This window comes from Buttiauxella noackiae (genome assembly GCF_000737905.1).
Lineage (GTDB): Bacteria > Pseudomonadota > Gammaproteobacteria > Enterobacterales > Enterobacteriaceae > Buttiauxella > Buttiauxella noackiae.
On the sequence record NZ_JPRU01000008.1, the window covers coordinates 71,959 to 93,415 of the forward strand.

At 50.3% G+C, this 21,457-nt stretch carries 18 protein-coding genes, 2 tRNA genes and 2 rRNA genes; 6 read left to right on the forward strand and 16 right to left on the reverse strand.

Annotation, left to right across the window (positions count from 1 at the left end; genetic code table 11):
- The first annotated feature begins 36 nt into the window (after positions 1–36).
- Both rhlB and gppA read left to right on the forward strand, forming a co-directional pair.
- Entirely contained in the window at positions 37–1,308 is a 1,272-nt protein-coding gene (gene rhlB / locus IX31_RS21465; RefSeq protein ID WP_034461719.1) for an ATP-dependent RNA helicase RhlB, read from the forward strand.
- Positions 1,309–1,314: 6 nt separating this feature from the next.
- Positions 1,315–2,799: a guanosine-5'-triphosphate,3'-diphosphate diphosphatase gene (gppA, locus tag IX31_RS21470; protein WP_034461720.1), complete on the forward strand. Its 1,485-nt coding sequence runs from the start codon at positions 1,315–1,317 to the stop codon at positions 2,797–2,799.
- A gap of 1 nt (position 2,800) precedes the next feature.
- On the opposite strand, the gene rep is transcribed toward gppA, so the two are convergent.
- From rep to IX31_RS21490, 4 genes are all read right to left on the reverse strand, one after another.
- Positions 2,801–4,822, reverse strand: a complete 2,022-nt coding sequence (gene rep / locus IX31_RS21475; protein ID WP_034461721.1) for a DNA helicase Rep — start codon at positions 4,820–4,822, stop codon at positions 2,801–2,803.
- 91 nt (positions 4,823–4,913) lie between these two features.
- Positions 4,914–5,642 carry a nicotinamide riboside transporter PnuC gene (gene pnuC / locus IX31_RS21480; RefSeq protein WP_034461722.1) on the reverse strand — a complete coding sequence of 243 codons (729 nt, stop codon included), beginning with the start codon at positions 5,640–5,642 and terminating at the stop codon, positions 4,914–4,916.
- Positions 5,642–6,391 carry a nucleoside phosphorylase gene (locus tag IX31_RS21485; RefSeq protein WP_034461723.1) on the reverse strand — a complete coding sequence of 250 codons (750 nt, stop codon included), beginning with the start codon at positions 6,389–6,391 and terminating at the stop codon, positions 5,642–5,644. Before IX31_RS21485 ends, pnuC begins: the two co-directional genes overlap by 1 nt.
- Positions 6,392–6,418: 27 nt before the next feature.
- Positions 6,419–7,111, reverse strand: a complete 693-nt coding sequence (locus IX31_RS21490; protein WP_034461725.1) for a Crp/Fnr family transcriptional regulator — start codon at positions 7,109–7,111, stop codon at positions 6,419–6,421.
- A gap of 272 nt (positions 7,112–7,383) precedes the next feature.
- Between IX31_RS21490 and ppiC the strand changes: the two genes are divergently transcribed.
- Positions 7,384–7,665 carry a peptidylprolyl isomerase PpiC gene (gene ppiC, locus IX31_RS21495; RefSeq protein ID WP_034461726.1) on the forward strand — a complete coding sequence of 94 codons (282 nt, stop codon included), beginning with the start codon at positions 7,384–7,386 and terminating at the stop codon, positions 7,663–7,665.
- A gap of 82 nt (positions 7,666–7,747) precedes the next feature.
- Here ppiC and ilvC read toward each other — a convergent pair whose 3' ends face one another.
- A complete protein-coding gene (gene ilvC / locus IX31_RS21500; RefSeq protein WP_034461727.1) occupies positions 7,748–9,223 on the reverse strand; it encodes a ketol-acid reductoisomerase in 1,476 nt (491 codons plus the stop codon).
- A gap of 166 nt (positions 9,224–9,389) precedes the next feature.
- On the opposite strand from ilvC, the gene ilvY reads away from it, so the two are divergent.
- A complete protein-coding gene (gene ilvY / locus IX31_RS21505) occupies positions 9,390–10,283 on the forward strand; it encodes an HTH-type transcriptional activator IlvY (RefSeq protein ID WP_034461740.1) in 894 nt (297 codons plus the stop codon).
- On the opposite strand, the gene ilvA is transcribed toward ilvY, so the two are convergent.
- The 6 genes from ilvA to ilvL all read right to left on the reverse strand — a co-directional run bounded on the left by ilvA (position 10,280) and on the right by ilvL (position 16,832).
- Positions 10,280–11,824, reverse strand: a complete 1,545-nt coding sequence (ilvA, locus tag IX31_RS21510) for a threonine ammonia-lyase, biosynthetic (RefSeq protein ID WP_122974076.1) — start codon at positions 11,822–11,824, stop codon at positions 10,280–10,282. The two genes, ilvY and ilvA, sit on opposite strands and share 4 nt — an antisense overlap.
- A gap of 2 nt (positions 11,825–11,826) precedes the next feature.
- Positions 11,827–13,677: a dihydroxy-acid dehydratase gene (gene ilvD, locus IX31_RS21515; RefSeq protein WP_034461729.1), complete on the reverse strand. Its 1,851-nt coding sequence runs from the start codon at positions 13,675–13,677 to the stop codon at positions 11,827–11,829.
- Between the two features lie 61 nt (positions 13,678–13,738).
- The gene (locus IX31_RS21520) at positions 13,739–14,671 is read right to left on the reverse strand and encodes a branched-chain amino acid transaminase (protein WP_034461730.1); all 933 of its coding nucleotides are present in this window, start codon (positions 14,669–14,671) and stop codon (positions 13,739–13,741) included.
- 19 nt (positions 14,672–14,690) lie between these two features.
- On the reverse strand, positions 14,691–14,951 hold the full coding sequence (ilvM, locus tag IX31_RS21525; RefSeq protein WP_034461731.1) for an acetolactate synthase 2 small subunit: 261 nt from the start codon (positions 14,949–14,951) through the stop codon (positions 14,691–14,693).
- Complete coding sequence (ilvG, locus tag IX31_RS21530; RefSeq protein WP_034461733.1) at positions 14,948–16,594, reverse strand: acetolactate synthase 2 catalytic subunit; 1,647 nt, start codon at positions 16,592–16,594, stop codon at positions 14,948–14,950. The genes ilvM and ilvG overlap by 4 nt, the downstream gene beginning before the upstream one ends.
- Before the next feature lie 139 nt (positions 16,595–16,733).
- The gene (gene ilvL, locus IX31_RS22710) at positions 16,734–16,832 is read right to left on the reverse strand and encodes an ilv operon leader peptide (protein ID WP_072009493.1); all 99 of its coding nucleotides are present in this window, start codon (positions 16,830–16,832) and stop codon (positions 16,734–16,736) included.
- Between the two features lie 355 nt (positions 16,833–17,187).
- On the opposite strand from ilvL, the gene IX31_RS21535 reads away from it, so the two are divergent.
- Entirely contained in the window at positions 17,188–18,708 is a 1,521-nt protein-coding gene (locus IX31_RS21535) for a YifB family Mg chelatase-like AAA ATPase (RefSeq protein ID WP_034461735.1), read from the forward strand.
- Positions 18,709–18,734: 26 nt separating this feature from the next.
- On the opposite strand, the gene IX31_RS21540 is transcribed toward IX31_RS21535, so the two are convergent.
- On the reverse strand, positions 18,735–19,073 hold the full coding sequence (locus IX31_RS21540; RefSeq protein WP_034461737.1) for a MaoP family protein: 339 nt from the start codon (positions 19,071–19,073) through the stop codon (positions 18,735–18,737).
- An 89-nt stretch (positions 19,074–19,162) separates the two neighbouring features.
- Between IX31_RS21540 and hdfR the strand changes: the two genes are divergently transcribed.
- Complete coding sequence (gene hdfR, locus IX31_RS21545) at positions 19,163–20,017, forward strand: HTH-type transcriptional regulator HdfR (RefSeq protein ID WP_422110239.1); 855 nt, start codon at positions 19,163–19,165, stop codon at positions 20,015–20,017.
- A 79-nt stretch (positions 20,018–20,096) separates the two neighbouring features.
- Here the strand turns inward: hdfR and IX31_RS21550 are convergent.
- The 4 genes from IX31_RS21550 to IX31_RS21565 all read right to left on the reverse strand — a co-directional run.
- Positions 20,097–20,172 (reverse strand) — tRNA-Trp (locus IX31_RS21550).
- Between the two features lie 53 nt (positions 20,173–20,225).
- Positions 20,226–20,302, reverse strand: a tRNA-Asp gene (locus IX31_RS21555).
- Positions 20,303–20,364: 62 nt separating this feature from the next.
- Positions 20,365–20,480, reverse strand: a 5S ribosomal RNA gene (rrf, locus tag IX31_RS21560).
- Positions 20,481–20,590: 110 nt separating this feature from the next.
- Positions 20,591–21,457: ribosomal RNA gene (locus IX31_RS21565) — 23S ribosomal RNA — on the reverse strand; the annotation flags it as partial.

Here is a 21,457-nt window from a genome sequence, read left to right on the forward strand (position 1 = left end):
TCGTAAAGCAATAGTTAGCTGATATTCTACCACACTATGAGCAAAACACATTTGACCGAACAGAAGTTTTCCGACTTCGCCCTGCACCCTAAGGTGATTGAAGCCCTTGAAAATAAAGGGTTCCATAACTGCACCCCTATTCAAGCACTGGCACTACCGCTGACACTAGCGAATCGTGACGTTGCAGGGCAGGCGCAAACCGGTACTGGCAAAACGATGGCGTTTTTAACGTCAACGTTCCATTATTTACTCTCTCACCCGGTTCCAGAGAATCGCCAGGTGAACCAGCCGCGTGCTTTAATTATGGCGCCGACTCGTGAACTGGCAGTACAAATTCACTCTGACGCAGAGCCACTAGCACAATCGACCGGCCTTAAACTCGGCCTGGCGTACGGTGGCGACGGCTACGATAAACAGCTTAAAGTGCTGGAAAGCGGTGTTGATATTCTTATCGGCACAACTGGTCGTTTGATTGATTATGCCAAGCAAAACCACATTAACTTAGGCGCAATTCAGGTTGTGGTGCTGGATGAAGCCGATCGTATGTACGATCTGGGCTTTATTAAAGATATTCGCTGGTTGTTCCGCCGTATGCCGCCGGTAACACAACGCCTGAACATGCTGTTCTCTGCCACACTTTCTTATCGAGTGCGTGAACTGGCGTTCGAGCAAATGAACAACGCGGAATACGTGGAAGTTGAACCGGAGCAAAAAACGGGTCACCGCATCCAGGAAGAGCTGTTCTACCCTTCCAACGAAGAAAAAATGCGCCTGCTGCAGACTCTTATTGAAGAAGAGTGGCCAGATCGCGCAATTATTTTTGCTAACACTAAACATCGTTGTGAAGATATTTGGGGCCACCTTGCAGCAGACGGCCACCGCGTTGGTCTTTTAACTGGCGATGTTGCTCAGAAAAAACGCCTGCGCATCCTTGAAGAATTCACTCGTGGCGATCTGGATATTCTGGTTGCAACCGATGTTGCCGCCCGTGGTCTGCATATCCCGTTAGTAACTCACGTTTTCAACTACGACCTCCCGGATGACTGCGAAGATTACGTTCACCGTATTGGCCGTACCGGTCGTGCTGGCGAAAGTGGTCATTCCATCAGTCTTGCATGCGAAGACTATGCGTTGAATCTGTCTGCAATTGAGACTTACATTGGTCACTCAATTCCGGTCAGCAAGTACAAAACTGAAGCACTGTTAAGCGAACTTCCTCCACCGAAACGTCTGACTCGTGCCCGTCCGGGTAACGGTCCTCGCCGTAATGGTGGCGCTCCTCGTGGTAATCGCCGTCGCACAGGTTAAAAATTTATGCTCAGCTCCACCTCGCTGTATGCTGCAATAGATTTAGGCTCTAATAGCTTTCATATGTTGGTTGTACGTGAGGTGGCAGGGAGCATACAAACCCTTGCTCGGATTAAACGAAAAGTACGTCTTGCTGCTGGTTTAAGCAGCGATAATACGCTTTCACGTGAAGCAATGGAGCGCGGGTGGCAATGCCTGCGCTTGTTTGCTGAACGCCTTCAAGATATTCCTCAAACCCAAATTCGTGTTGTCGCAACCGCGACACTCCGCCTTGCCACAAATGCCAGTGAATTCATCCAGCAGGCTGAAGTAATTCTCGGCTGTCCGGTGCAAATTATCCATGGTGAAGAAGAAGCACGACTGATTTATCAGGGTGTTGCTCATACTACAGGTGGAGCCGATCAGCGTTTAGTCGTTGATATCGGTGGTGCCAGCACCGAACTGGTTACAGGAACGGGAGCACAAGCCACCGCATTATTTAGTTTGTCGATGGGCTGCGTGACCTGGCTTGAGCGTTTCTTCGCTGACCGAAACTTAGCGCAAGAAAACTTTGATGCAGCCGAACTCGCGGCAAAAGAAGTGCTTCGTCCTGTGTGCGACCAGCTAAAACATCATGGTTGGAAAGTATGTGTTGGTGCATCAGGCACCGTGCAAGCACTACAAGAAATCATGATGGCGCAGGGAATGGATGAACGCATTACACTTGCCAAACTACAACAGTTGAAGCAAAGAGCGATTCAATGCGGGCGTCTTGAAGAGCTGGAAATTGAAGGTTTAACGCTGGAAAGAGCGCTGGTATTCCCAAGCGGCCTGGCTATTTTAATCGCCATTTTCGAAGAGTTATCGATTAACTGCATGACGCTTGCCGGCGGCGCGCTGCGTGAAGGTCTGGTCTACGGAATGCTTCACTTGTCCGTTAATCAGGAAATCAGAAGCCGCACCATCCGCAACATCCAACGTCGTTTTATGGTCGATACCGGTCAGGCAGAGCGTGTACAACAGCTCGCTCAGGCTCTCGCCAACCAAGTTACGGATTCATGGAACCTGACACCACTCAGCATAGAAATGCTCAGCAGTGCAGCATTGCTCCATGAAATTGGTCTGAGTATTGATTTCAAACAAGCACCACAACATGCTGCCTATCTGGTTAAGAACCTTGATCTTCCAGGATATACGCCAGCGCAGAAAAAACTGCTGGCAACACTAATGTTAAACCAAACAAACCCAGTCGATCTCTCCTCTCTCCACCAGCAGAACGCGGTACCACCACGAATTGCGGAACATCTTTGCCGCCTGCTACGCCTGGCGATTATCTTCGCCAGCCGCCGCCGGGATGACATCCTGCCGGAAATTACGCTGAAAGTTAAAGATGAATCCCTGAATCTTGAACTCCCCGAAAAATGGCTCGAATGCCACCCTCTGGGTGCTGAACTGCTGGCACAAGAAAGCCTGTGGCAGAGTTACGTCCACTGGCCTTTAATGATTAAATAACTCAGCTTTTACGCGCTTTTGCCAGCATTTCACGGATGTTGGCAACATTACTCTGCCCTTTTGTCATACGCTCTTCAGCGGAAACGACTTTGCGTTCCGTCTCCCACTGCAAATCATCTTGTGGCAATTCCAGCAAGAAACGGCTCGGTTCCGGGCGGATCAATTCACCATACTGACGTCGCTCTTTGCAAAGCGTAAAGGTTAGCTCTTTCTGCGCACGAGTAATCCCCACGTAAGCCAGACGGCGTTCTTCATCAATATTATCTTCATCAATGCTGCTCTGATGCGGCAAAATGCCCTCTTCCATCCCTACTAAAAATACGTACGGGAACTCCAGCCCCTTCGAAGCATGAAGGGTCATCAATTGCACCTGGTCCGTATCTTCATCACTCTCGCCGCGTTCCATCATATCGCGCAGCGTAAAGCGGGTGACAACTTGGGTAAGCGTCATCGGCTCATCAATTTCCGAGCCTTCCAGCATTTCCGTCATCCAGCTAAACAGGAGATTGACGTTCTTCATGCGCATTTCAGCAGCTTTCTGGCTGGGCGAGGTTTCATACAGCCAGCTTTCATAGTCGATGCCGTGAATCAAATCCCGCACCGCAGCAATCGGTTCGCGTTCGGCCAGCGTCGCAACATCGCGCAGCCAGTGAGTAAAACGCTGCAACGACTCAAGACCGCGGCCATTCAGCGTCTGGCTCAGGCCCATATCAAAACTTGCGCCGAACAAACCTTTATTGCGCTGCGTCGCCCAGGTTCCCAGCTTTTGCATGGTCACCGGGCCGATTTCGCGCTTCGGCGTATTCACAATCCGCATGAATGCACTGTCGTCATCCGGGTTGGTCAGCACGCGCAGATAAGCCAGCAAATCTTTGATTTCAGGGCGTGAGAAGAATGACGTGCCGCCAGAGATACGATACGGAATGCGGTTCTGCATCAGCATCTTTTCGAAAACGCGCGACTGGTGATTGCCGCGATATAAAATGGCGTAATCTTTGTAGTTGGTTTTATTAATAAAGTGATGGGCGATGAGCTCGCCGGTAACGCGTTCGGCTTCATGATCTTCATTGTTAGCCGTCACCACTTTTAGCTCCGCGCCGTAACCCAGCTCAGAAAAAAGGCGTTTTTCAAAAACGTGTGGGTTATTGGCGATCAGAATATTCGCCGCTTTCAGAATGCGCCCGGAAGAACGGTAGTTCTGCTCAAGCTTAATAACCTGAAGTTCTGGGAAATCCTGGCTTAGTAAAACGAGGTTTTGCGGCCGTGCGCCGCGCCAGGAGTAAATAGACTGATCGTCATCGCCCACCACGGTAAATCTTGCTCGCGCTCCCACCAGCAGCTTCACCAGTTCATATTGGCTGGTGTTGGTGTCCTGGTATTCATCCACCAGCAAATAGCGGATGCGATTTTGCCAACGCTCGCGCACTTCTTCATTACGCTGCAAAAGCAGCGTCGGCAGCAAAATCAGATCGTCAAAATCCAGCACGTTGCAGGATTTGAGGTGGGTATCGTAAAGCCCGTAACAGTGAGCAAAGATTCGATCGCGCTCGCCTTTTGCCTGGGCAGCCGCCTGCGAAGGCGTCATCAGATCATTTTTCCAGTTTGAGATCGTCGAGATCAACTGCTGCAATAATGTCTTATCATCTTCGAGCAAACCTTCAGTCAGCTCTTTGAGCAACGCTGTCTGGTCGGTGTCATCAAACAAGGAGAAATTCGATTTCATCCCCAACGCGGCAAACTCACGTTTGATGATCTCAAGCCCCAGTGTGTGGAAAGTGGAGATCAGCAAACCGCGCGATTCTTTGCGCCCCAGCGTTTGCGCCACACGTTCTTTCATCTCACGCGCCGCCTTATTGGTAAAGGTAACCGCCGCGATATGCTTAGCCTGATAACCGCATTCGCGGATCAAATAGGCCATTTTATTGGTAATGACACGCGTTTTGCCCGAGCCTGCACCAGCCAGAACCAGGCAGGGTCCAGTGACAAATTCGACGGCTTGTTGTTGGCCAGGGTTTAAACGCATGATGTATTGCTCAATCTTCGAACGGGGGAAGGATTGTAGCAGAAGTGGGTCGGATGATGCAGCGGGCAGCCCAATCGAGCTGCCCGAAAAATCAGGAAGCGGCAGAAGCCAGAGGCGTATAGCCATTACGTTTTGCACGGGCAACCCAACTACATGAGCCCATAATCGCAATTGCCGTCAACAGAACATACTCAAGCGACATCGCGTAAACACCCTGAATGGCATAGATAACCACGCTTATCACGTCAATCACGACCCACAGCAGCCAGTTTTCCACATATTTACGGGTCATGAGCGCCATTGCCACTATCGAAAGCACCAGCATGGTTGAGTCCCATAACGGCATCGCATCAGGTTGCAGTTCTGGCATCGCTACGGATATACCCACGGCCTGCAAGATGGAAATCATCATATGGGTTAGCGCCGCAAACACTGGGTCGATAAATAACGTCATCAGCAAAATTGCCACAATACAAATCGCACCCAGTACGACGGTTTGCTGACGAGATAACCAACGAACCTTCAGCGCGGCCTCGTTATTTTCGGTCTGCCGACTCCAGGCGTACCATCCATAGATGTTGGCTGCAAAAAAGAACACCTGCAACAGCAAGCTGGCATAAAGCTGGATTTGGAAGAAGATAGCCGCAAACAGCGTGACGTTAATCAACCCAAACAAGTAGTTGATGATTTTTTCCTTGCTGGCAAACCAGATACATAGCAAGCCAAACAGCGTACCAACCGCTTCAATCCACGACAGTGCATAACCACCTTCGCCCAAAGGAATCGTGACCATCACATTGTTAATACTGAAAAAATCCATTATTTTTCTCCTTGCTGACTATCAGCATAGATTGCACGTAGTGCCAGCAGGATTTGTCGCTCTTCACCCTCCAGACACAAAGCTTCCTGCTGCACATAGTCGTTGATACTGCTACCCAGGCAACCGTTATGCTCGACAACCACGTTCAACAGTGACGCCGTGCGCAGTCCGCGTAATGCTCCAACAACCATCAGCGCGGCACTCTCCATATCCGCACCAAGAATCCCTCGCGCTGACCATTCAGCATCCAGTTGCGCTTCTCGCTCGGTATAAAAGCTGTCATGACTACGCACCAGTCCATAAACGGCGGGGACACCCATCTGTTTTGCCTGCTGGACTAACGTTGCGGTAAACAGCGGATCGGCGCAGGCCGGATAACAAGCTGGCGTATAGGTTCTGCTGGTGCCATCATCCGCAACCGCACCGTGAGCGATAACGATATTCCCCAGTGCCAGGTCATCCTGCAACGCACCGCAGCTGCCAATACGTATCATCGTTTTCACACCAATCTGGCACAGCTCTTCAATGGCTATCGCCGTTGACGGGCCACCAATACCCGTGGATAGCACAAGAATTTCAATACCCTGAAACCAGCCGCGTACAGCTCGAAACTCACGGTTTTGACCCAATTTCTCAGGGTTATCCAGAAAGCAGGCTATACGATCGACCCGCTCCGGGTCACCCGGTAGCAATGCGTACTTCGCATTCGTCATATTATTTTCAAGCCGAATATGTGGCTGAAGCGACATCATGCCTCTCCTTATCTTTCCCTTTATTTAGATATTTGCCTCCTGCTTGAGTTGCTCAGGAGCCAGCAATAAAACTCTTTCTCCTTCGGTATCAATAATCCGAAGCGATTTCAGGTCATGTAAGATGCGATTAATACTGCGCGTTGTGGCTGCAAATTCCTGGCTGATGTTTTGTTTATCAATAAAAATTTCTGTCGTCTGCTGCTGTTGAAACCTCTGCCAGAGCGCCTGACAAACCCGCTGATGAAGTGAATAAAGATTGTCGCTGCTTGCCTTTCTGGATAGCTGGTAATATTGCTGGCTGAAAAATCTCAGCATCCGCTGATTAAAATAATTATCCAGTGCTAACCAACGGCAAAAATGTGTCTGCGATAAGCTCAATATTTGGGTATTAGTTACGGCAGAAACTGAGCAGATGTAGTGCCGTGACTCAAAGATTTCCAACTCACCTAACATGTCACCTTTGTTATAACGAGCCTGTCGATAACGGCGGCCATCCTCAGCTTCAAAAAAGACGTCAACTTCACCAGCAACAATTAATGAAAAACGCTGGCATTTATCCCCTTGGCGGCAAAGCATTGCTCCACGAGGTACTTCTTCAAAAACCCAGCGCTGCATAATTTCCAGCGGGCAATTTTTTAGTAGTTCATACAGCACTGGATCACGTACAACCCTTGTCAGACCTGATAGCCAGCTATCTGAAAATTCAGTCTCTTTCATTATGTTTATGATAGCGATCTCCATTACGGGAAAGACAGGACGGGCGTCCTGCGTAATAAGGAGAAGGGCTTTAGAAAAGTAGCCTACCTCCCGATTCCTTCAATCAGACGGGACATCTGTCCTGCTAAGCCAAAGTGTATATACCCGACGTATCAATGAGTGGTAAAGAAGGGATTGCTGCAAAGTAAAAGGCAAGTAAACCAAATTTGGCTATCACATGACGCATGCTATTATTGCGGCCAGATTTATATTCACCCAATCAAGGCACTATCATGGCAAAAACCGCGGCAGCATTGCATATCCTTGTTAAGGAAGAAAAACTGGCTCAGGAAATTCTCGAACAGCTGAAAAATGGCGGCGACTTCGAAAAACTGGCTAAAAAGCATTCCACTTGCCCATCAGGCAAAAAAGGTGGTCACTTAGGTGAATTCCGTCAGGGTCAGATGGTTCCGGCGTTCGATAAAGTGGTGTTCTCTTGCCCACTGCTTGAGCCCGTTGGCCCACTGCACACGCAGTTTGGCTACCATGTGATTAAAGTTCTCTACAGAAACTAAAAACAAAGCCCGGTGACTAAACGCACCGGGCTTTTATTGTTTTGTAGGTCGGATAAGCGCTAGCGCTATCCGACAAAATCGATTAACCCGCTACAGCGATACGCTTCATATCTTTCATGTAACCACGCAGTTTCTTACCAACAGTTTCGATTTCATGATTACGAATCGCTTCGTTAACATCACGCAGTTGCGCATTATCAACCGCACCCGCCGGAATTTCTTTGCCCAAATCACCCGCTTGCAGAGTTGTCATGAACTCTTTCAGCAATGGAACTGCTGCGTAAGAGAACAGATAGTTGCCATATTCAGCGGTGTCAGAGATAACCACGTTCATTTCGTACAGGCGCTTACGAGCGATAGTGTTCGCAATCAGCGGCAACTCGTGCAGTGATTCGTAGTAAGCAGACTCTTCAATGACACCTGCATCAACCATGGTTTCGAATGCCAGCTCAACGCCCGCTTTAACCATAGCGATCATCAGAACGCCTTTATCAAAGTATTCCTGCTCAGAAATTTTGCCGTCAAACTGCGCAGCGGTTTCGAACGCAGTTTTGCCGGTTTCTTCACGCCAGGTCAGCAGTTTCTTATCGTCATTTGCCCAGTCAGCCATCATGCCAGAAGAGAACTCACCGGAGATGATGTCGTCCATGTGTTTCTGGAACAACGGAGCCATGATGGTTTTCAGTTGCTCAGATAACGCATAAGCACGGATTTTTGCCGGGTTGGACAAACGGTCCATCATCAGTGTAATGCCGCCTTGTTTCAGCGCTTCGGTGATGGTTTCCCAGCCGAACTGAATCAGTTTTTCTGCATATGCCGGATCAGTGCCTTCTTCCACCAGCTTATCGAAGCACAGCAGAGAACCTGCCTGCAGCATACCGCACAGGATAGTTTGCTCGCCCATCAGGTCAGATTTCACTTCTGCTACAAAAGAAGATTCCAGAACACCTGCACGGTGACCGCCAGTCGCCGCAGCCCAGGCTTTAGCGATCGCCATGCCTTCGCCTTTCGGATCGTTTTCCGGGTGAACTGCAATCAGCGTCGGCACGCCGAAACCACGTTTGTATTCTTCACGAACTTCAGTACCCGGACATTTTGGCGCAACCATTACAACGGTGATGTCTTTACGAATTTGCTCACCCACTTCAACCACGTTGAAACCGTGGGAATAACCCAGTGCAGCGCCATCTTTCATCATTGGCTGTACAGCTTTAACTACTGCGGAGTGCTGCTTGTCTGGCGTCAGGTTAACAACCAGGTCAGCCTGTGGGATCAGTTCTTCGTAGGTACCAACTTTAAAACCGTTTTCTGTCGCTTTACGCCATGAAGCACGTTTCTCAGCGATAGCTTCTGCACGCAGAGCATAAGCAACATCCAGACCGGAGTCGCGCATGTTCAGACCCTGGTTCAGGCCCTGTGCGCCACAGCCGACGATGACGACTTTTTTGCCTTTGAGGTAGCTTGCTTCATCGGCGAATTCTGCGCGCCCCATGAAACGACATTTACCCAGTTGCGCCAGCTGCTGACGCAGGTTCAAAGTGTTGAAATAATTAGCCATCGTGGTGGTACTCCGTAGTCGTTGTGTTGTGCTTTTATAAGGTTCGCCAGCCGTGTCTTGCTTGCGATAATGAACCCACTATATGACAGGAAATGCGTTGCTTAAATTGATATATTAACAACGTGACGTTGCAATTTATGCAACGTAAAAAAGAGGGCTGATGACCATGGACTTACGGGATCTAAAAACGTTTCTCCACCTTGCTGAAAGTCGCCATTTCGGCAGGAGCGCACGCGCGATGCACGTAAGCCCTTCAACACTTTCGCGCCAGATCCAGCGCCTTGAAGACGATCTCGGCCAACCTCTGTTTTTACGTGATAACCGCACCGTGACGCTGACTGAAGCTGGAGAACAACTCAAACAGTTCGCCCAGCACACGCTGTTGCAGTATCAGCAAATGCGCCACACCATCGGGCAAGAAGGGCCATCGCTGACTGGCGAGCTCCATCTTTTTTGCTCGGTCACCGCCGCGTACAGTCATTTACCCCCAATTCTCGACAGATTCCGTGCTGAACATCCCAATGTGGAGATCAAACTGACCACAGGCGATGCCGCCGATGCGGTAGAAAAAGTGGACTCCGATGAAGCAGATCTCGCCATCGCCGGTAAGCCAGAAATGTTACCGCCCGGCGTTGCTTTCTCGATTCTGGATAACTTATCCGTGGCACTTATCGCGCCGGCATTGCCCTGCCCGGTTCGTGCGCAGGTGAACCAGCCCGATCCCGACTGGGCCAAAATTCCGTTTATTCTGCCAGACCAGGGGCCAGTTCGCCGCCGCATTGAATTGTGGTTTCGCCGTCATAAAATCAGTAACCCATTTATTTATGCAACGGTGGCAGGGCATGAAGCGATGGTTTCAATGGTGGCGCTGGGCTGTGGTGTCGCACTGATCCCTGAAATCGTGCTGGAGAACAGCCCTGAGCCGGTGCGCAACCGCGTGCAGATTCTGGAACGAAACGATGAAACCACGCCGTTTGAACTGGGCGTTTGCGTACAAAAAAAGCGGCTCAATGAGCCGCTTGTACATGCATTCTGGAAATTACTGCCCGGTAGTCACTAACCTGCAAGGAAGAAGCGGAACGCTGGGTTACTGGTTTCGTCATGGCAGTCGTAGCCCAGCTCATTGAGCCGGGTTTCGAAATCTGGCTCATTGTCGCCCAGTTCGAACGCCGCTAGCACTCGGCCATAATCCGTACCGTGGCTGCGGTAATGAAACAGCGAAATATTCCAGTGTGTACCCAGTGTTTGCAGGAATTTCAGCAAAGCGCCCGGTGATTCCGGGAATTCGAAACTGTACAACCGCTCACGCAGTGGTTTAGACGGACGCCCACCCACCATGTAGCGCACATGCAGTTTCGCCATCTCGTCGTCAGACAAATCGACAACACCATAGCCGCCTTCGTTAAGCAGCGCGATAATTTCCTGCCGCTCTTCCAGGCCGCGCGTTAAACGAACACCCACAAAAATGCAGGCCTCTGACGAGCTTGAATAACGATAATTAAATTCCGTAACCGAACGCCCGCCAAGCACCTGGCAGAATTTCAGGAAGCTGCCCTGTTGCTCAGGAATGGTCACCGCCAGCAGCGCTTCACGCTGTTCGCCCAACTCGCAGCGTTCAGAGACATAACGCAAACCGTGGAAGTTCACGTTCGCGCCAGAAAGCACGTGAGCAAGGCGTTCACCACAGATCTGATGCTGCTGGATATACTTTTTCATCCCCGCCAGCGCCAGCGCACCAGACGGTTCAGCGACCGCACGAACATCTTCGAACAGATCTTTCATCGCAGCGCAAATCGCATCGCTATCCACGGTGATAATGTCGTCGAGATATTCCTGGCACAGACGGAATGTTTCATCGCCGATGCGTTTAACCGCCACACCTTCAGCGAACAGACCTACACGCGCCAAATCTACCGGCTTTCCTGCATCCAGCGCGGCTTTCAGGCAAGCTGAATCTTCCGCTTCAACGGCAATCACTTTGATTTGTGGCATCAGCTGTTTGATAAGCACCGCGACACCTGCCGCTAAACCGCCGCCACCAACCGGAACAAATATACGATCGATATGTGCATCTTGCTGCAGCAGTTCCAGCGCCAGCGTGCCCTGCCCGGCAATCACTGCCGGGTGGTCAAACGGAGGAACGTAAGTGAAACCCTGCTGCTGCGAAAGCTCGATTGCGCGCGCTTTCGCTTCATCAAAGTTTGCGCCATGTAGCAGCACTTCCCCACCAAACGCTCTGACAGCATCCACTTTGATGTCAGCCGTGGTAACCGGCATAACAATCAGAGATTTGATACCTAAACGCGTTGAGGAAAGCGCAACACCCTGGGCGTGGTTGCCAGCCGAAGCCGTAATCACACCACTGGCTTTTTGCTCGCTATTCAGCCCGGCAATCATCGCGTATGCGCCGCGCAGTTTGAAACTATGCACCGGCTGCCGGTCTTCACGTTTCACCAGAATGACGTTATCCAGACGCGATGAGAGCTTTTCCATCTTCTGTAATGGCGTGACCTGCGCGACTTCGTAAACCGGGGCGCGCAGCACGGCTCGCAGATATTCCGCCCCGCAAGGGGCGTCAGGTAGCGGTTGTGACTCGGCCATCATTAGCCTCCAAGCTTACTTTTATCGCGCACCGCGCCTTTATCGGCACTGGTGGCAAGCATTGCGTAAGCGCGTAGAGCGAAGGAGACCTGGCGTTCACGCGCACGTGGAGTCCAGGCTTTGTCACCGCGAGCTTCTTGCGCTTCACGACGTGCTGCCATTTGCTGCTCGGACAATTCCAGTTGGATACCACGCGATGGGATATCAATAGCAATCATATCGCCATCCTCAATCAGCGCGATATTGCCACCGCTTGCCGCTTCCGGAGAAACATGGCCGATTGAAAGACCAGAAGTACCGCCGGAGAAACGCCCATCGGTGATCAGTGCACAAGCTTTGCCCAGCCCCATCGATTTCAGGTAGGTTGTTGGGTAAAGCATTTCTTGCATGCCCGGCCCGCCTTTTGGCCCTTCGTAACGAATAACAACCACGTCGCCCGCGACAACTTTGCCACCAAGAATGGCTTCAACCGCATCATCCTGGCTTTCGTATACTTTTGCAGGGCCACGGAATACCAGGCTGCCTTCGTCCACACCGGCCGTTTTCACGATACAACCATTCTCTGCGAAGTTACCGTACAAAACGGCTAAACCGCCGTCCTGGCTGTAGGCGTTTTCCTTCGAACGGATACAACCGTTTTCACGATCAACGTCCAGCGAATCCCAACGGCAGGATTGTGAGAATGCCTTAGTGGTACGGATACCCGCAGGGCCTGCAGAGAACATACTTTTCACGCTTTCGTCTTTGGTCAGCATGACATCGTACTGTTCCAGCGTTTGCGGCAGCGTCAGACCCAACACGTTTTTCACGTTACGATTAAGTAAGCCTGCGCGATCCAGTTCGCCCAGAATACCGATTACACCACCCGCACGATGCACATCTTCCATATGATATTTCTGAGTACTTGGCGCGACTTTACACAGCTGTGGAACTTTGCGAGAAAGCTGGTCGATATCGGTCATAGTGAAATCGAGTTCCGCTTCCTGAGCTGCGGCCAGTAAATGCAGAACGGTGTTGGTTGAGCCACCCATGGCGACATCCAGCGTCATGGCATTCTCAAACGCTTCTTTGCTGGCGATGCTACGTGGCAATGCACTTTCATCATCTTGCTCGTAATAACGTTTTGTCAGAGCGACGATGCGTTTACCTGCATTCAGGAACAGCTCTTTACGGTCAGAGTGCGTTGCCAGCAAAGAGCCGTTACCCGGCTGAGATAAGCCCAGCGCTTCGGTCAGGCAGTTCATGGAGTTCGCCGTGAACATACCGGAACAGGATCCACAAGTTGGGCAGGCAGAACGCTCAACCTGCTCGCTTTGCTCGTCACTCACTTTCGGGTCGGCGCCCTGGATCATCGCATCAACCAGATCGAGTTTGATGATTTGGTCAGACAGTTTAGTTTTCCCGGCTTCCATCGGGCCGCCGGAAACAAAAATCACCGGGATGTTCAGGCGCAACGAGGCCATCAGCATCCCTGGGGTGATTTTGTCGCAGTTGGAGATACAAACCATGGCGTCTGCGCAGTGCGCGTTCACCATGTATTCCACGGAATCAGCAATCAGTTCGCGCGACGGCAGAGAATAAAGCATGCCGCCGTGGCCCATAGCAATACCATCATCAACGGCAATGGTGTTGAATTCTTTAGCAACGCCGCCGGAGGCTTCAATCTGTTCGGCAACCAGCTTGCCCAAATCGCGCAGGTGAACGTGGCCCGGCACGAACTGAGTAAAGGAGTTCACTACTGCAATAATTGGCTTGCCGAAATCATCATCGGTCATCCCGGTTGCGCGCCACAATGCGCGGGCACCCGCCATATTACGGCCATGGGTGGTAGTGGCTGAACGGTACTTAGGCATGCTTATTTACTCCAGTCTGTCTGTCGAGCGGACGGTCATCGCCATCCGCCTGGTTATATTTTTACTTAGGGTTGACCTGATCTAACCAGCCCCATTTATCTTCTGTTTCGCCAGTGAACAGACCAAAGAATGCCTGTTGAATGCGTTTAGTAACCGGACCACAACGCCCTTCACCCACTTGAATACGGTCTACGCTACGAACTGGTGTGATTTCTGCGGCAGTACCAGACATAAAGACTTCATCCGCCAGGTAAAGTGACTCGCGAGACAACACTTGCTCACGCACTTCAATACCCAAATCTTTTGCCAGTGTGATAATCGCGTCACGCGTAATGCCTGGTAGTGCGGAAGAGGTAAATGGCGGGGTGAAAAGAATGCCATCTTTCACTTCAAACAGGTTTTCGCCAGCACCCTCAGACAAGTAGCCATTCACGTCCAGCGCGATACCTTCCTGATAACCATGGCGGCGCGCTTCGCTACCAACCAGCAAGGAAGAAAGGTAGTTACCTCCGGCTTTTGCCGCGGTAGGAATGGTGTTTGGTGCCACACGGTTCCATGAGGAAACCATGGCGTCGATCCCTTGATCCAGCGCTTCTGCGCCCAGGTATGCACCCCATGGGAAGGCTGCGATGATCACATCAGTGGTATAACCGTCTGGCGGATTCACACCCATGCCGACATCACCTACAAACACTAACGGGCGGATATACGCGCTGGTCAGGTTGTTTTTACGAATAACAGAACGGCAAGCTTCCATCAGCTCATCAACACTTTGTGATACAGGGAAACGATAGATTTTTGCTGAATCACGCAAACGCTGCATGTGTTCACGATGGCGGAACACCACTGGGCCAATGTGAGATTCGTAGCAACGGATGCCTTCAAACACCGATGTACCGTAATGCAGTGCGTGTGACATTACGTGAACCTTTGCCTCGCCCCACGGCGTCATCTCACCATTGAACCAGATGTAATCAGCTTTCTTCGTCGTCATTATTCTTTTCCTTCTACGCTCAGGCGCGGATTTGTTGTGTTGTTGTTTGTTGCTGGATTTCGACGCGACCAACGTCAACCAGTTTGCTTAATTGACTAAACAGTAATTCGACTGGGCGCAGGCTGGCAACGGTCAATTCAATATTAATATCGTCGGTGTTCCCCACCGTGACCATGTTCATAGAACACACCTGAAAACCACGATGGCGCACGACACGTAATACGCGCTCCAGGGTTTCTGGACGAAAACGGGCCGTTACTGCGAGCTGATGTTGCATCATGATAATTTCTCCAGCATTTGTGAGTTACTGGCACCGGGCGGCACCAACGGCCAGACGTTTTCGTACTCATCAATAGAGACGTGAAGCATAAATGGACCATCGCTATTGAGCATCGTGTCGATAGCAGCTTCTACCTGGTCTTTACGAGTAATGTGAAGGCCAGGGATACCGAAGGCACTGGCCAGCATGAGGAAGTCGGGGTTATCGGAGAGGTTGGTTTCGCTATAACGTTCGGAGAAAAACATCTGCTGCCACTGGCGAACCATCCCTAAACGTTGGTTATCCAGTAAAACGATTTTCAACGGCAGCTGTTTTCGTTTTACGGTGCCCAACTCCTGAACGTTCATCATGAAGGAACCGTCACCGGAGATACAGATAACCGTATCGTTCGGTCGGGCAACTTGCGCACCTACAGCGGCTGGCAAACCGAAGCCCATCGTTCCCAGGCCGCTGGAGGTGATGAAATTTTCCGGGCGCGTGAAAGACATATGCTGAGCCGTCCACATTTGGTGCTGGCCCACATCGGTGGTTACCACGCAGTCGTGCGGTTTGCGGTCAGAGATTTGTTTCAACAATAACGGAGCAAAGATTGGCTGGCCTGGATGATCGTAACGCCAAGGGTTTTCGGCCCGTAAGGTTGCAACTTCTTGCTGCCATTCGGCGATCTCCAGCGGCTGCTGCAACGCTTGCAGTAACTGAGTCAAATCACCTTGTAAGCCGACATGCGCCTGGCGCAATTTACCCAGTTCTGCCGGGTCGATATCCATATGAATCACTTTGGCGTGTGGGGCGAAAGTATTCAGCTTGCCAGTTACACGGTCGTCAAAACGCGCACCAACTGCAATCAGCAAGTCGCACTCTTGCACCGCGAGGTTAGCCGCTTTAGTGCCGTGCATGCCTAACATGCCGGTATAAAAAGGATTGTCCGCCGGAACCGCGCCCAGACCTTTCAGCGTAACGGTGGAAGGCATATTGGTGACAGCGATAAATTCGCGCAGCGCCGGAACCGCCTGCGCCATACCGACACCACCACCGACATACAACATAGGCTTGCGAGCATTGGCTATCATTTCTCGAGCCTGTTGCAGCTCGGCATGTGGCATTTCGAAACCATCTTCAACAGTCGATAACCACGGCTCCAGATCACCTTGTGCTAACTGAATATCTTTAGGGATATCCACCAGGACAGGACCCGGACGGCCAGAGTTTGCAATTTCGAAAGCTTCTGCAAGAACGCGAGGTAAATCATCGAATGATTCAACGAGGAAACTGTGTTTGGTGCACGCGAGGGATAATCCTAAAACATCCACTTCCTGGAACGCATCGGTACCAATGAATGGTGCGGCGACCTGACCGGTGATGGCAACGACTGGAACGGAGTCTAACAGCGCATCGGCAAGGCCAGTGATTAGGTTAGTTGCACCAGGCCCGGAAGTGGCGATGCAAACCCCTGTTTTTCCAGTAGAACGTGCATAGCCAATGGCTGCCATTGCTGCGCCTTGTTCATGTCGACAGAGCAAGTGTTCGACCCCACCGTCATACAACGCATCATAGACGGGCATGATTGCGCCACCCGGATAGCCGAAAACTGTCTCTACACCCTGCGCTCGCAACGCATGTACCACCCACTGCGCACCATTCATAGTTAGTTCCCCGTCTCATTATCGGAGAAACAGCATTTTATTCTGCAACGCATCATCTGTTCCTCTCCGTATTTCTTTGCCCAACAAAAAACCCCCGGACCTTTCGGTGCGGGGGTTCTTTTCGATTCAGGCTTGATTTTTAAGCCTTTCTTTCTCCAAGTGCAGCCCCGCACGGTGGGATAATAATCACCACCACGCTAATCACGACCAGGCTAATCACTTGTAGGAGGGCTTTCATGTTTGTTTATTCTGTCTACTTGTTCGAAGTAATGCCTACAGAGTTATCACAGAGTCAGAGACAAGCACAAGATTTTTTTATGGCGAGAAAGAGGCTATAAAAACCAGCCAACAGAAAAACTATTTGTTTTCAGCATATAACGAGATGGTGAAAATATTTCATATAGAGCGAATTCTTATTCCTCTCCTCCAAATTTCTTCCAAAAATAAATCTTTTGCGAAGCGCATCGCAGAATAATTTTCAAAAAAGAAATCTTACCCGGAAGTCTGGAAGGCGTTACGAGGAACGTTATTTCGCCGCTTTCAGCATCATTAGCAAGCTGGCAGGATGAAACCTCACCCCAGAGGAAAGAACTATGTCACTGGCAGTTGTTAATACAAGGGCAGCATTAGGTATTGCCGCCCCTTTGGTAACCGTTGAGGTTCATATCAGCCAGGGGTTGCCAGGTTTGACGCTCGTGGGCTTGCCCGAAACGACGGTCCGTGAAGCACGAGACAGAGTGCGAAGTGCCATCATCAATAGTGGCTATACTTTCCCGGCTCGAAAAATCACGATAAATCTCGCGCCGGCAGATCTTCCTAAAGAAGGCGGAAGGTATGACTTACCTATTGCTCTGGCATTACTGGCAGCGTCTGAGCAGCTCTCTATTGATAAGTTAAGTCAATATGAGTTCGTTGGTGAACTCGCACTTACTGGGGCGCTACGAGGCGTCCCAGGCGCAATTTCATCGGCTATGGAGGCTTTAAAATCAGGGAAGAAAATAATCGTTGCCGATGAAAATGCCGCTGAACTTAGTTTGATAACACAAGCTGGCTGCCTTATTGCAAGCCACCTCACTGAAGTCTGTGCATTCCTTGAAGGCAAAGTCGAATTATCTGCTCCAGAAAAACGACAGCAGCAACAAATTGAATATCGGCAAGACCTTAATGAAATTTTTGGTCAGTCTCAGGGAAAGCGAGCACTAGAGATCACCGCAGCAGGTGGGCATAACCTATTGCTCATTGGCCCGCCTGGAACGGGTAAAACGATGTTAGTCAGCCGCCTGAATACTTTACTCCCCCCTTTAAGCGACAGTGAAGCGCTGGAGAGTGCTGCCATTCTCAGCCTGGTCAATCCACACTCTTTACAGCAACAGTGGCGTCAGCGCCCATTCAGAGCGCCTCATCATAGCGCTTCGCTGAGTGCGATGGTGGGTGGAGGTTCAATTCCAAGACCTGGTGAAATATCGCTGGCGCACAATGGCATATTATTTCTGGATGAACTCCCGGAATTTGAACGCCGTGTGCTTGATGCATTACGTGAGCCTATAGAATCAGGGGAAATTCATATTTCCCGTACCCGTGCAAAAATTAGCTACCCAGCCAATTTCCAGCTTCTGGCTGCGATGAACCCAAGTCCAACAGGTCACTATCAAGGTAAGCATAATCGCTGCACACCCGAACAAACGCTACGCTATCTCAGCCGTCTTTCAGGACCTTTTCTTGATAGATTTGATTTATCCGCAGAGATCCCACTTCCACCATCCGGAATGCTAAGCAATCCAGGTGTGAGCAGCGAAAGTAGCGCAGACGTAAGAGCAAGAGTCATCGCTACACAACAGCGGCAGTATGATAGACAGCAAAAGTTAAATTCGAGACTGGATAATCATGAAATCAGAAAACATTGTGTCATTGAGCACAATGATGCCATGTGGCTTGAGGAGACATTGGCGAAGCTGGGGTTGTCGGTACGTGCATGGCATCGATTATTAAAAGTTGCACGAACAATTGCAGATATTCAGGAGCATAAAATGATAAAGAGGGAGCATCTTCTTGAGGCATTGAGCTACCGTGCGATTGACCGCTTACTCATTCACCTACAACAGTTAACAGGATAAAAAATGGGGCTTTCGCCCCATTTTTATTAATCTTCACTGTCGGTATAGTCTTCAACCGCATCCGCCTGCGGCTTGCCACCGGAGAGGGTATGGAAACGTTTAGGACGCTTAATTCGCGCCATATACTTGCTCCACACACGTTCTGCATCTGTTACCGGCTCACGTTCACCACGGCATACAGCTACAAACAGAACTTCCTCTTCAGTACCAGGTTCTCGCTTGCCAAGATCCAGCTCATTGAACGCATAACCATGACGCTCTAACAGCTGGGCTTCTTTAATTGTGAAATCACCATGGCGAGCGAACCCGCGCGGATAATGTTTATTGTCGAAAAACCGATTAGTCGTCGTAAAGCTTTCCGCCATCCTGCACGCTCCTAATTCTCTTGGTCGAGCTATTTATGGCGCGGAGTATTAGTTACGCTTGACAGAGCGTCAAACAAAACATTTAAATCATAACGACAAATTTTTTTTGGGAGAGGGTTGTGGATACTGAATTATTAAAAACGTTTCTAGAAGTGAGCCGAACACGGCATTTTGGGCGGGCTGCGGAGGCGCTTTATCTAACGCAATCAGCAGTTAGCTTCAGAATTCGTCAATTAGAGAATCAACTTGGTGTGAATCTTTTTACTCGTCATCGTAATAATATTCGCCTGACAACAGCAGGTGAGCGTTTATTGCCCTACGCAGAAAACCTCATGAATACCTGGCAGGCTGCCAAGAAAGAAGTTTCCAATACATCTCAGCACAATGAGCTCACGATTGGTGCAAGTTCCTCACTTTGGGAATGCATGCTTTCTGAATGGCTTGTTGCACTTTATCAACAGCACAAAGGACTTCAATTTGAAGCCCGTATTTCCCAACGCCAGTCACTCGTTAAACAATTGCATGAACGTCAGCTTGATCTGCTGATCACGACAGAATCGCCAAAGATGGACGAATTTTCATGCCAGTTATTAGGGCATTTTAACCTGGCACTATTTTCTTCTTCGCCACAAAGCTCAAAAACAGGGTTAACGTATCTACGCCTGGAGTGGGGTCCTGATTTTCAACAGCATGAAGCGGGGCTTATCAACAACGATAGCATTCCGGTTCTCACGACTAGCTCCGCACAAATAGCCTATAAATTGTTAGCACCGCTCAATGGTTGCTCATTTTTACCCATCGAATGGGCTAAAGAATGCGAAGGAATTTACCAGGTACCCGATACAAATACACTTTCACGTCCTTTGTATGCGATCTGGCTGCAAAATAGTGATAAACAAAGCGCAATCAAAGAGTTATTAAAGACACCACTTATGGCGCAGTAATGCGCTTTTGTAGATTTGAGGGATAGCTTGAGGAATTTTAGGCAAAAAAAATCCTTTGCCGAAGCAAAGGATCATTATATGGCAGGGGCGGAGAGACTCGAACTCGCGACACCCGGTTTTGGAGACCGGTGCTCTACCAACTGAGCTACGCCCCTAAATAACGCTTATTATTAAGCCCGCTAATTAAGCAGGCATAATTTTTTATAAGTGGCGGAACGGACGGGACTCGAACCCGCGACCCCCTGCGTGACAGGCAGGTATTCTAACCGACTGAACTACCGCTCCACCGAATTTCTTTCTTAATACCACCAGATGTCACTTCTGGCTTTTACTGCTTTGAATTTGGAGCCTGGCAGTTCCCTACTCTCGCATGGGGAGACCCCACACTACCATCGGCGCTACGGCGTTTCACTTCTGAGTTCGGCATGGGGTCAGGTGGGACCACCGCGCTAGTGCCGCCAGGCATATTCTGTTTCATCGACCGTCATGTTATCCACATAACCATCAACTAAAATCTCGGTTCAAGCTGAAAATCAATCTCTGGTCTCTCAACCAAAACACCTTCGGTGTTGTAAGGTTAAGCCTCACGGTTCATTAGTACTGGTTAGCTCAACGTATCGCTACGCTTACACACCCAGCCTATCAACGTCGTAGTCTTCAACGTTCCTTCAGGACCCTTAAAGGGTCAGGGAGAACTCATCTCGGGGCAAGTTTCGCGCTTAGATGCTTTCAGCGCTTATCTTTTCCGCATTTAGCTACCGGGCAATGCCATTGGCATGACAACCCGAACACCAGTGATGCGTCCACTCCGGTCCTCTCGTACTAGGAGCAGCCCCCCTCAATTCTCCAGCGCCCACGGCAGATAGGGACCGAACTGTCTCACGACGTTCTAAACCCAGCTCGCGTACCACTTTAAATGGCGAACAGCCATACCCTTGGGACCTACTTCAGCCCCAGGATGTGATGAGCCGACATCGAGGTGCCAAACACCGCCGTCGATATGAACTCTTGGGCGGTATCAGCCTGTTATCCCCGGAGTACCTTTTATCCGTTGAGCGATGGCCCTTCCATTCAGAACCACCGGATCACTAAGACCTGCTTTCGCACCTGCTCGAGCCGTCACTCTCGCAGTCAAGCTAGCTTATGCCTTTGCACTAACCTCACGATGTCCGACCGTGATTAGCTAACCTTCGTGCTCCTCCGTTACGCTTTAGGAGGAGACCGCCCCAGTCAAACTACCCACCAGACACTGTCCGCAACCCSGATAAGGGGTCTACGTTAGAACATCAAACATTAAAGGGTGGTATTTCAAGGTTGGCTCCACGCAGACTGGCGTCCACGCTTCAAAGCCTCCCACCTATCCTACACATCAAGGCTCAATGTTCAGTGTCAAGCTATAGTAAAGGTTCACGGGGTCTTTCCGTCTTGCCGCGGGTACAC

Coding starts and splice junctions, on each gene's coding strand:
- rhlB (WP_034461719.1), top strand. CDS start 37: ATGAGCAAAACACATTTGACCGAACAGAAGTTTTCCGACTTCGCCCTG.
- gppA (WP_034461720.1), top strand. CDS start 1,315: ATGCTCAGCTCCACCTCGCTGTATGCTGCAATAGATTTAGGCTCTAAT.
- rep (WP_034461721.1), bottom strand. CDS start 4,822: ATGCGTTTAAACCCTGGCCAACAACAAGCCGTCGAATTTGTCACTGGA.
- pnuC (WP_034461722.1), bottom strand. CDS start 5,642: ATGGATTTTTTCAGTATTAACAATGTGATGGTCACGATTCCTTTGGGC.
- IX31_RS21485 (WP_034461723.1), bottom strand. CDS start 6,391: ATGTCGCTTCAGCCACATATTCGGCTTGAAAATAATATGACGAATGCG.
- IX31_RS21490 (WP_034461725.1), bottom strand. CDS start 7,111: ATGAAAGAGACTGAATTTTCAGATAGCTGGCTATCAGGTCTGACAAGG.
- ppiC (WP_034461726.1), top strand. CDS start 7,384: ATGGCAAAAACCGCGGCAGCATTGCATATCCTTGTTAAGGAAGAAAAA.
- ilvC (WP_034461727.1), bottom strand. CDS start 9,223: ATGGCTAATTATTTCAACACTTTGAACCTGCGTCAGCAGCTGGCGCAA.
- ilvY (WP_034461740.1), top strand. CDS start 9,390: ATGGACTTACGGGATCTAAAAACGTTTCTCCACCTTGCTGAAAGTCGC.
- ilvA (WP_122974076.1), bottom strand. CDS start 11,824: ATGGCCGAGTCACAACCGCTACCTGACGCCCCTTGCGGGGCGGAATAT.
- ilvD (WP_034461729.1), bottom strand. CDS start 13,677: ATGCCTAAGTACCGTTCAGCCACTACCACCCATGGCCGTAATATGGCG.
- IX31_RS21520 (WP_034461730.1), bottom strand. CDS start 14,671: ATGACGACGAAGAAAGCTGATTACATCTGGTTCAATGGTGAGATGACG.
- ilvM (WP_034461731.1), bottom strand. CDS start 14,951: ATGATGCAACATCAGCTCGCAGTAACGGCCCGTTTTCGTCCAGAAACC.
- ilvG (WP_034461733.1), bottom strand. CDS start 16,594: ATGAATGGTGCGCAGTGGGTGGTACATGCGTTGCGAGCGCAGGGTGTA.
- ilvL (WP_072009493.1), bottom strand. CDS start 16,832: ATGAAAGCCCTCCTACAAGTGATTAGCCTGGTCGTGATTAGCGTGGTG.
- IX31_RS21535 (WP_034461735.1), top strand. CDS start 17,188: ATGTCACTGGCAGTTGTTAATACAAGGGCAGCATTAGGTATTGCCGCC.
- IX31_RS21540 (WP_034461737.1), bottom strand. CDS start 19,073: ATGGCGGAAAGCTTTACGACGACTAATCGGTTTTTCGACAATAAACAT.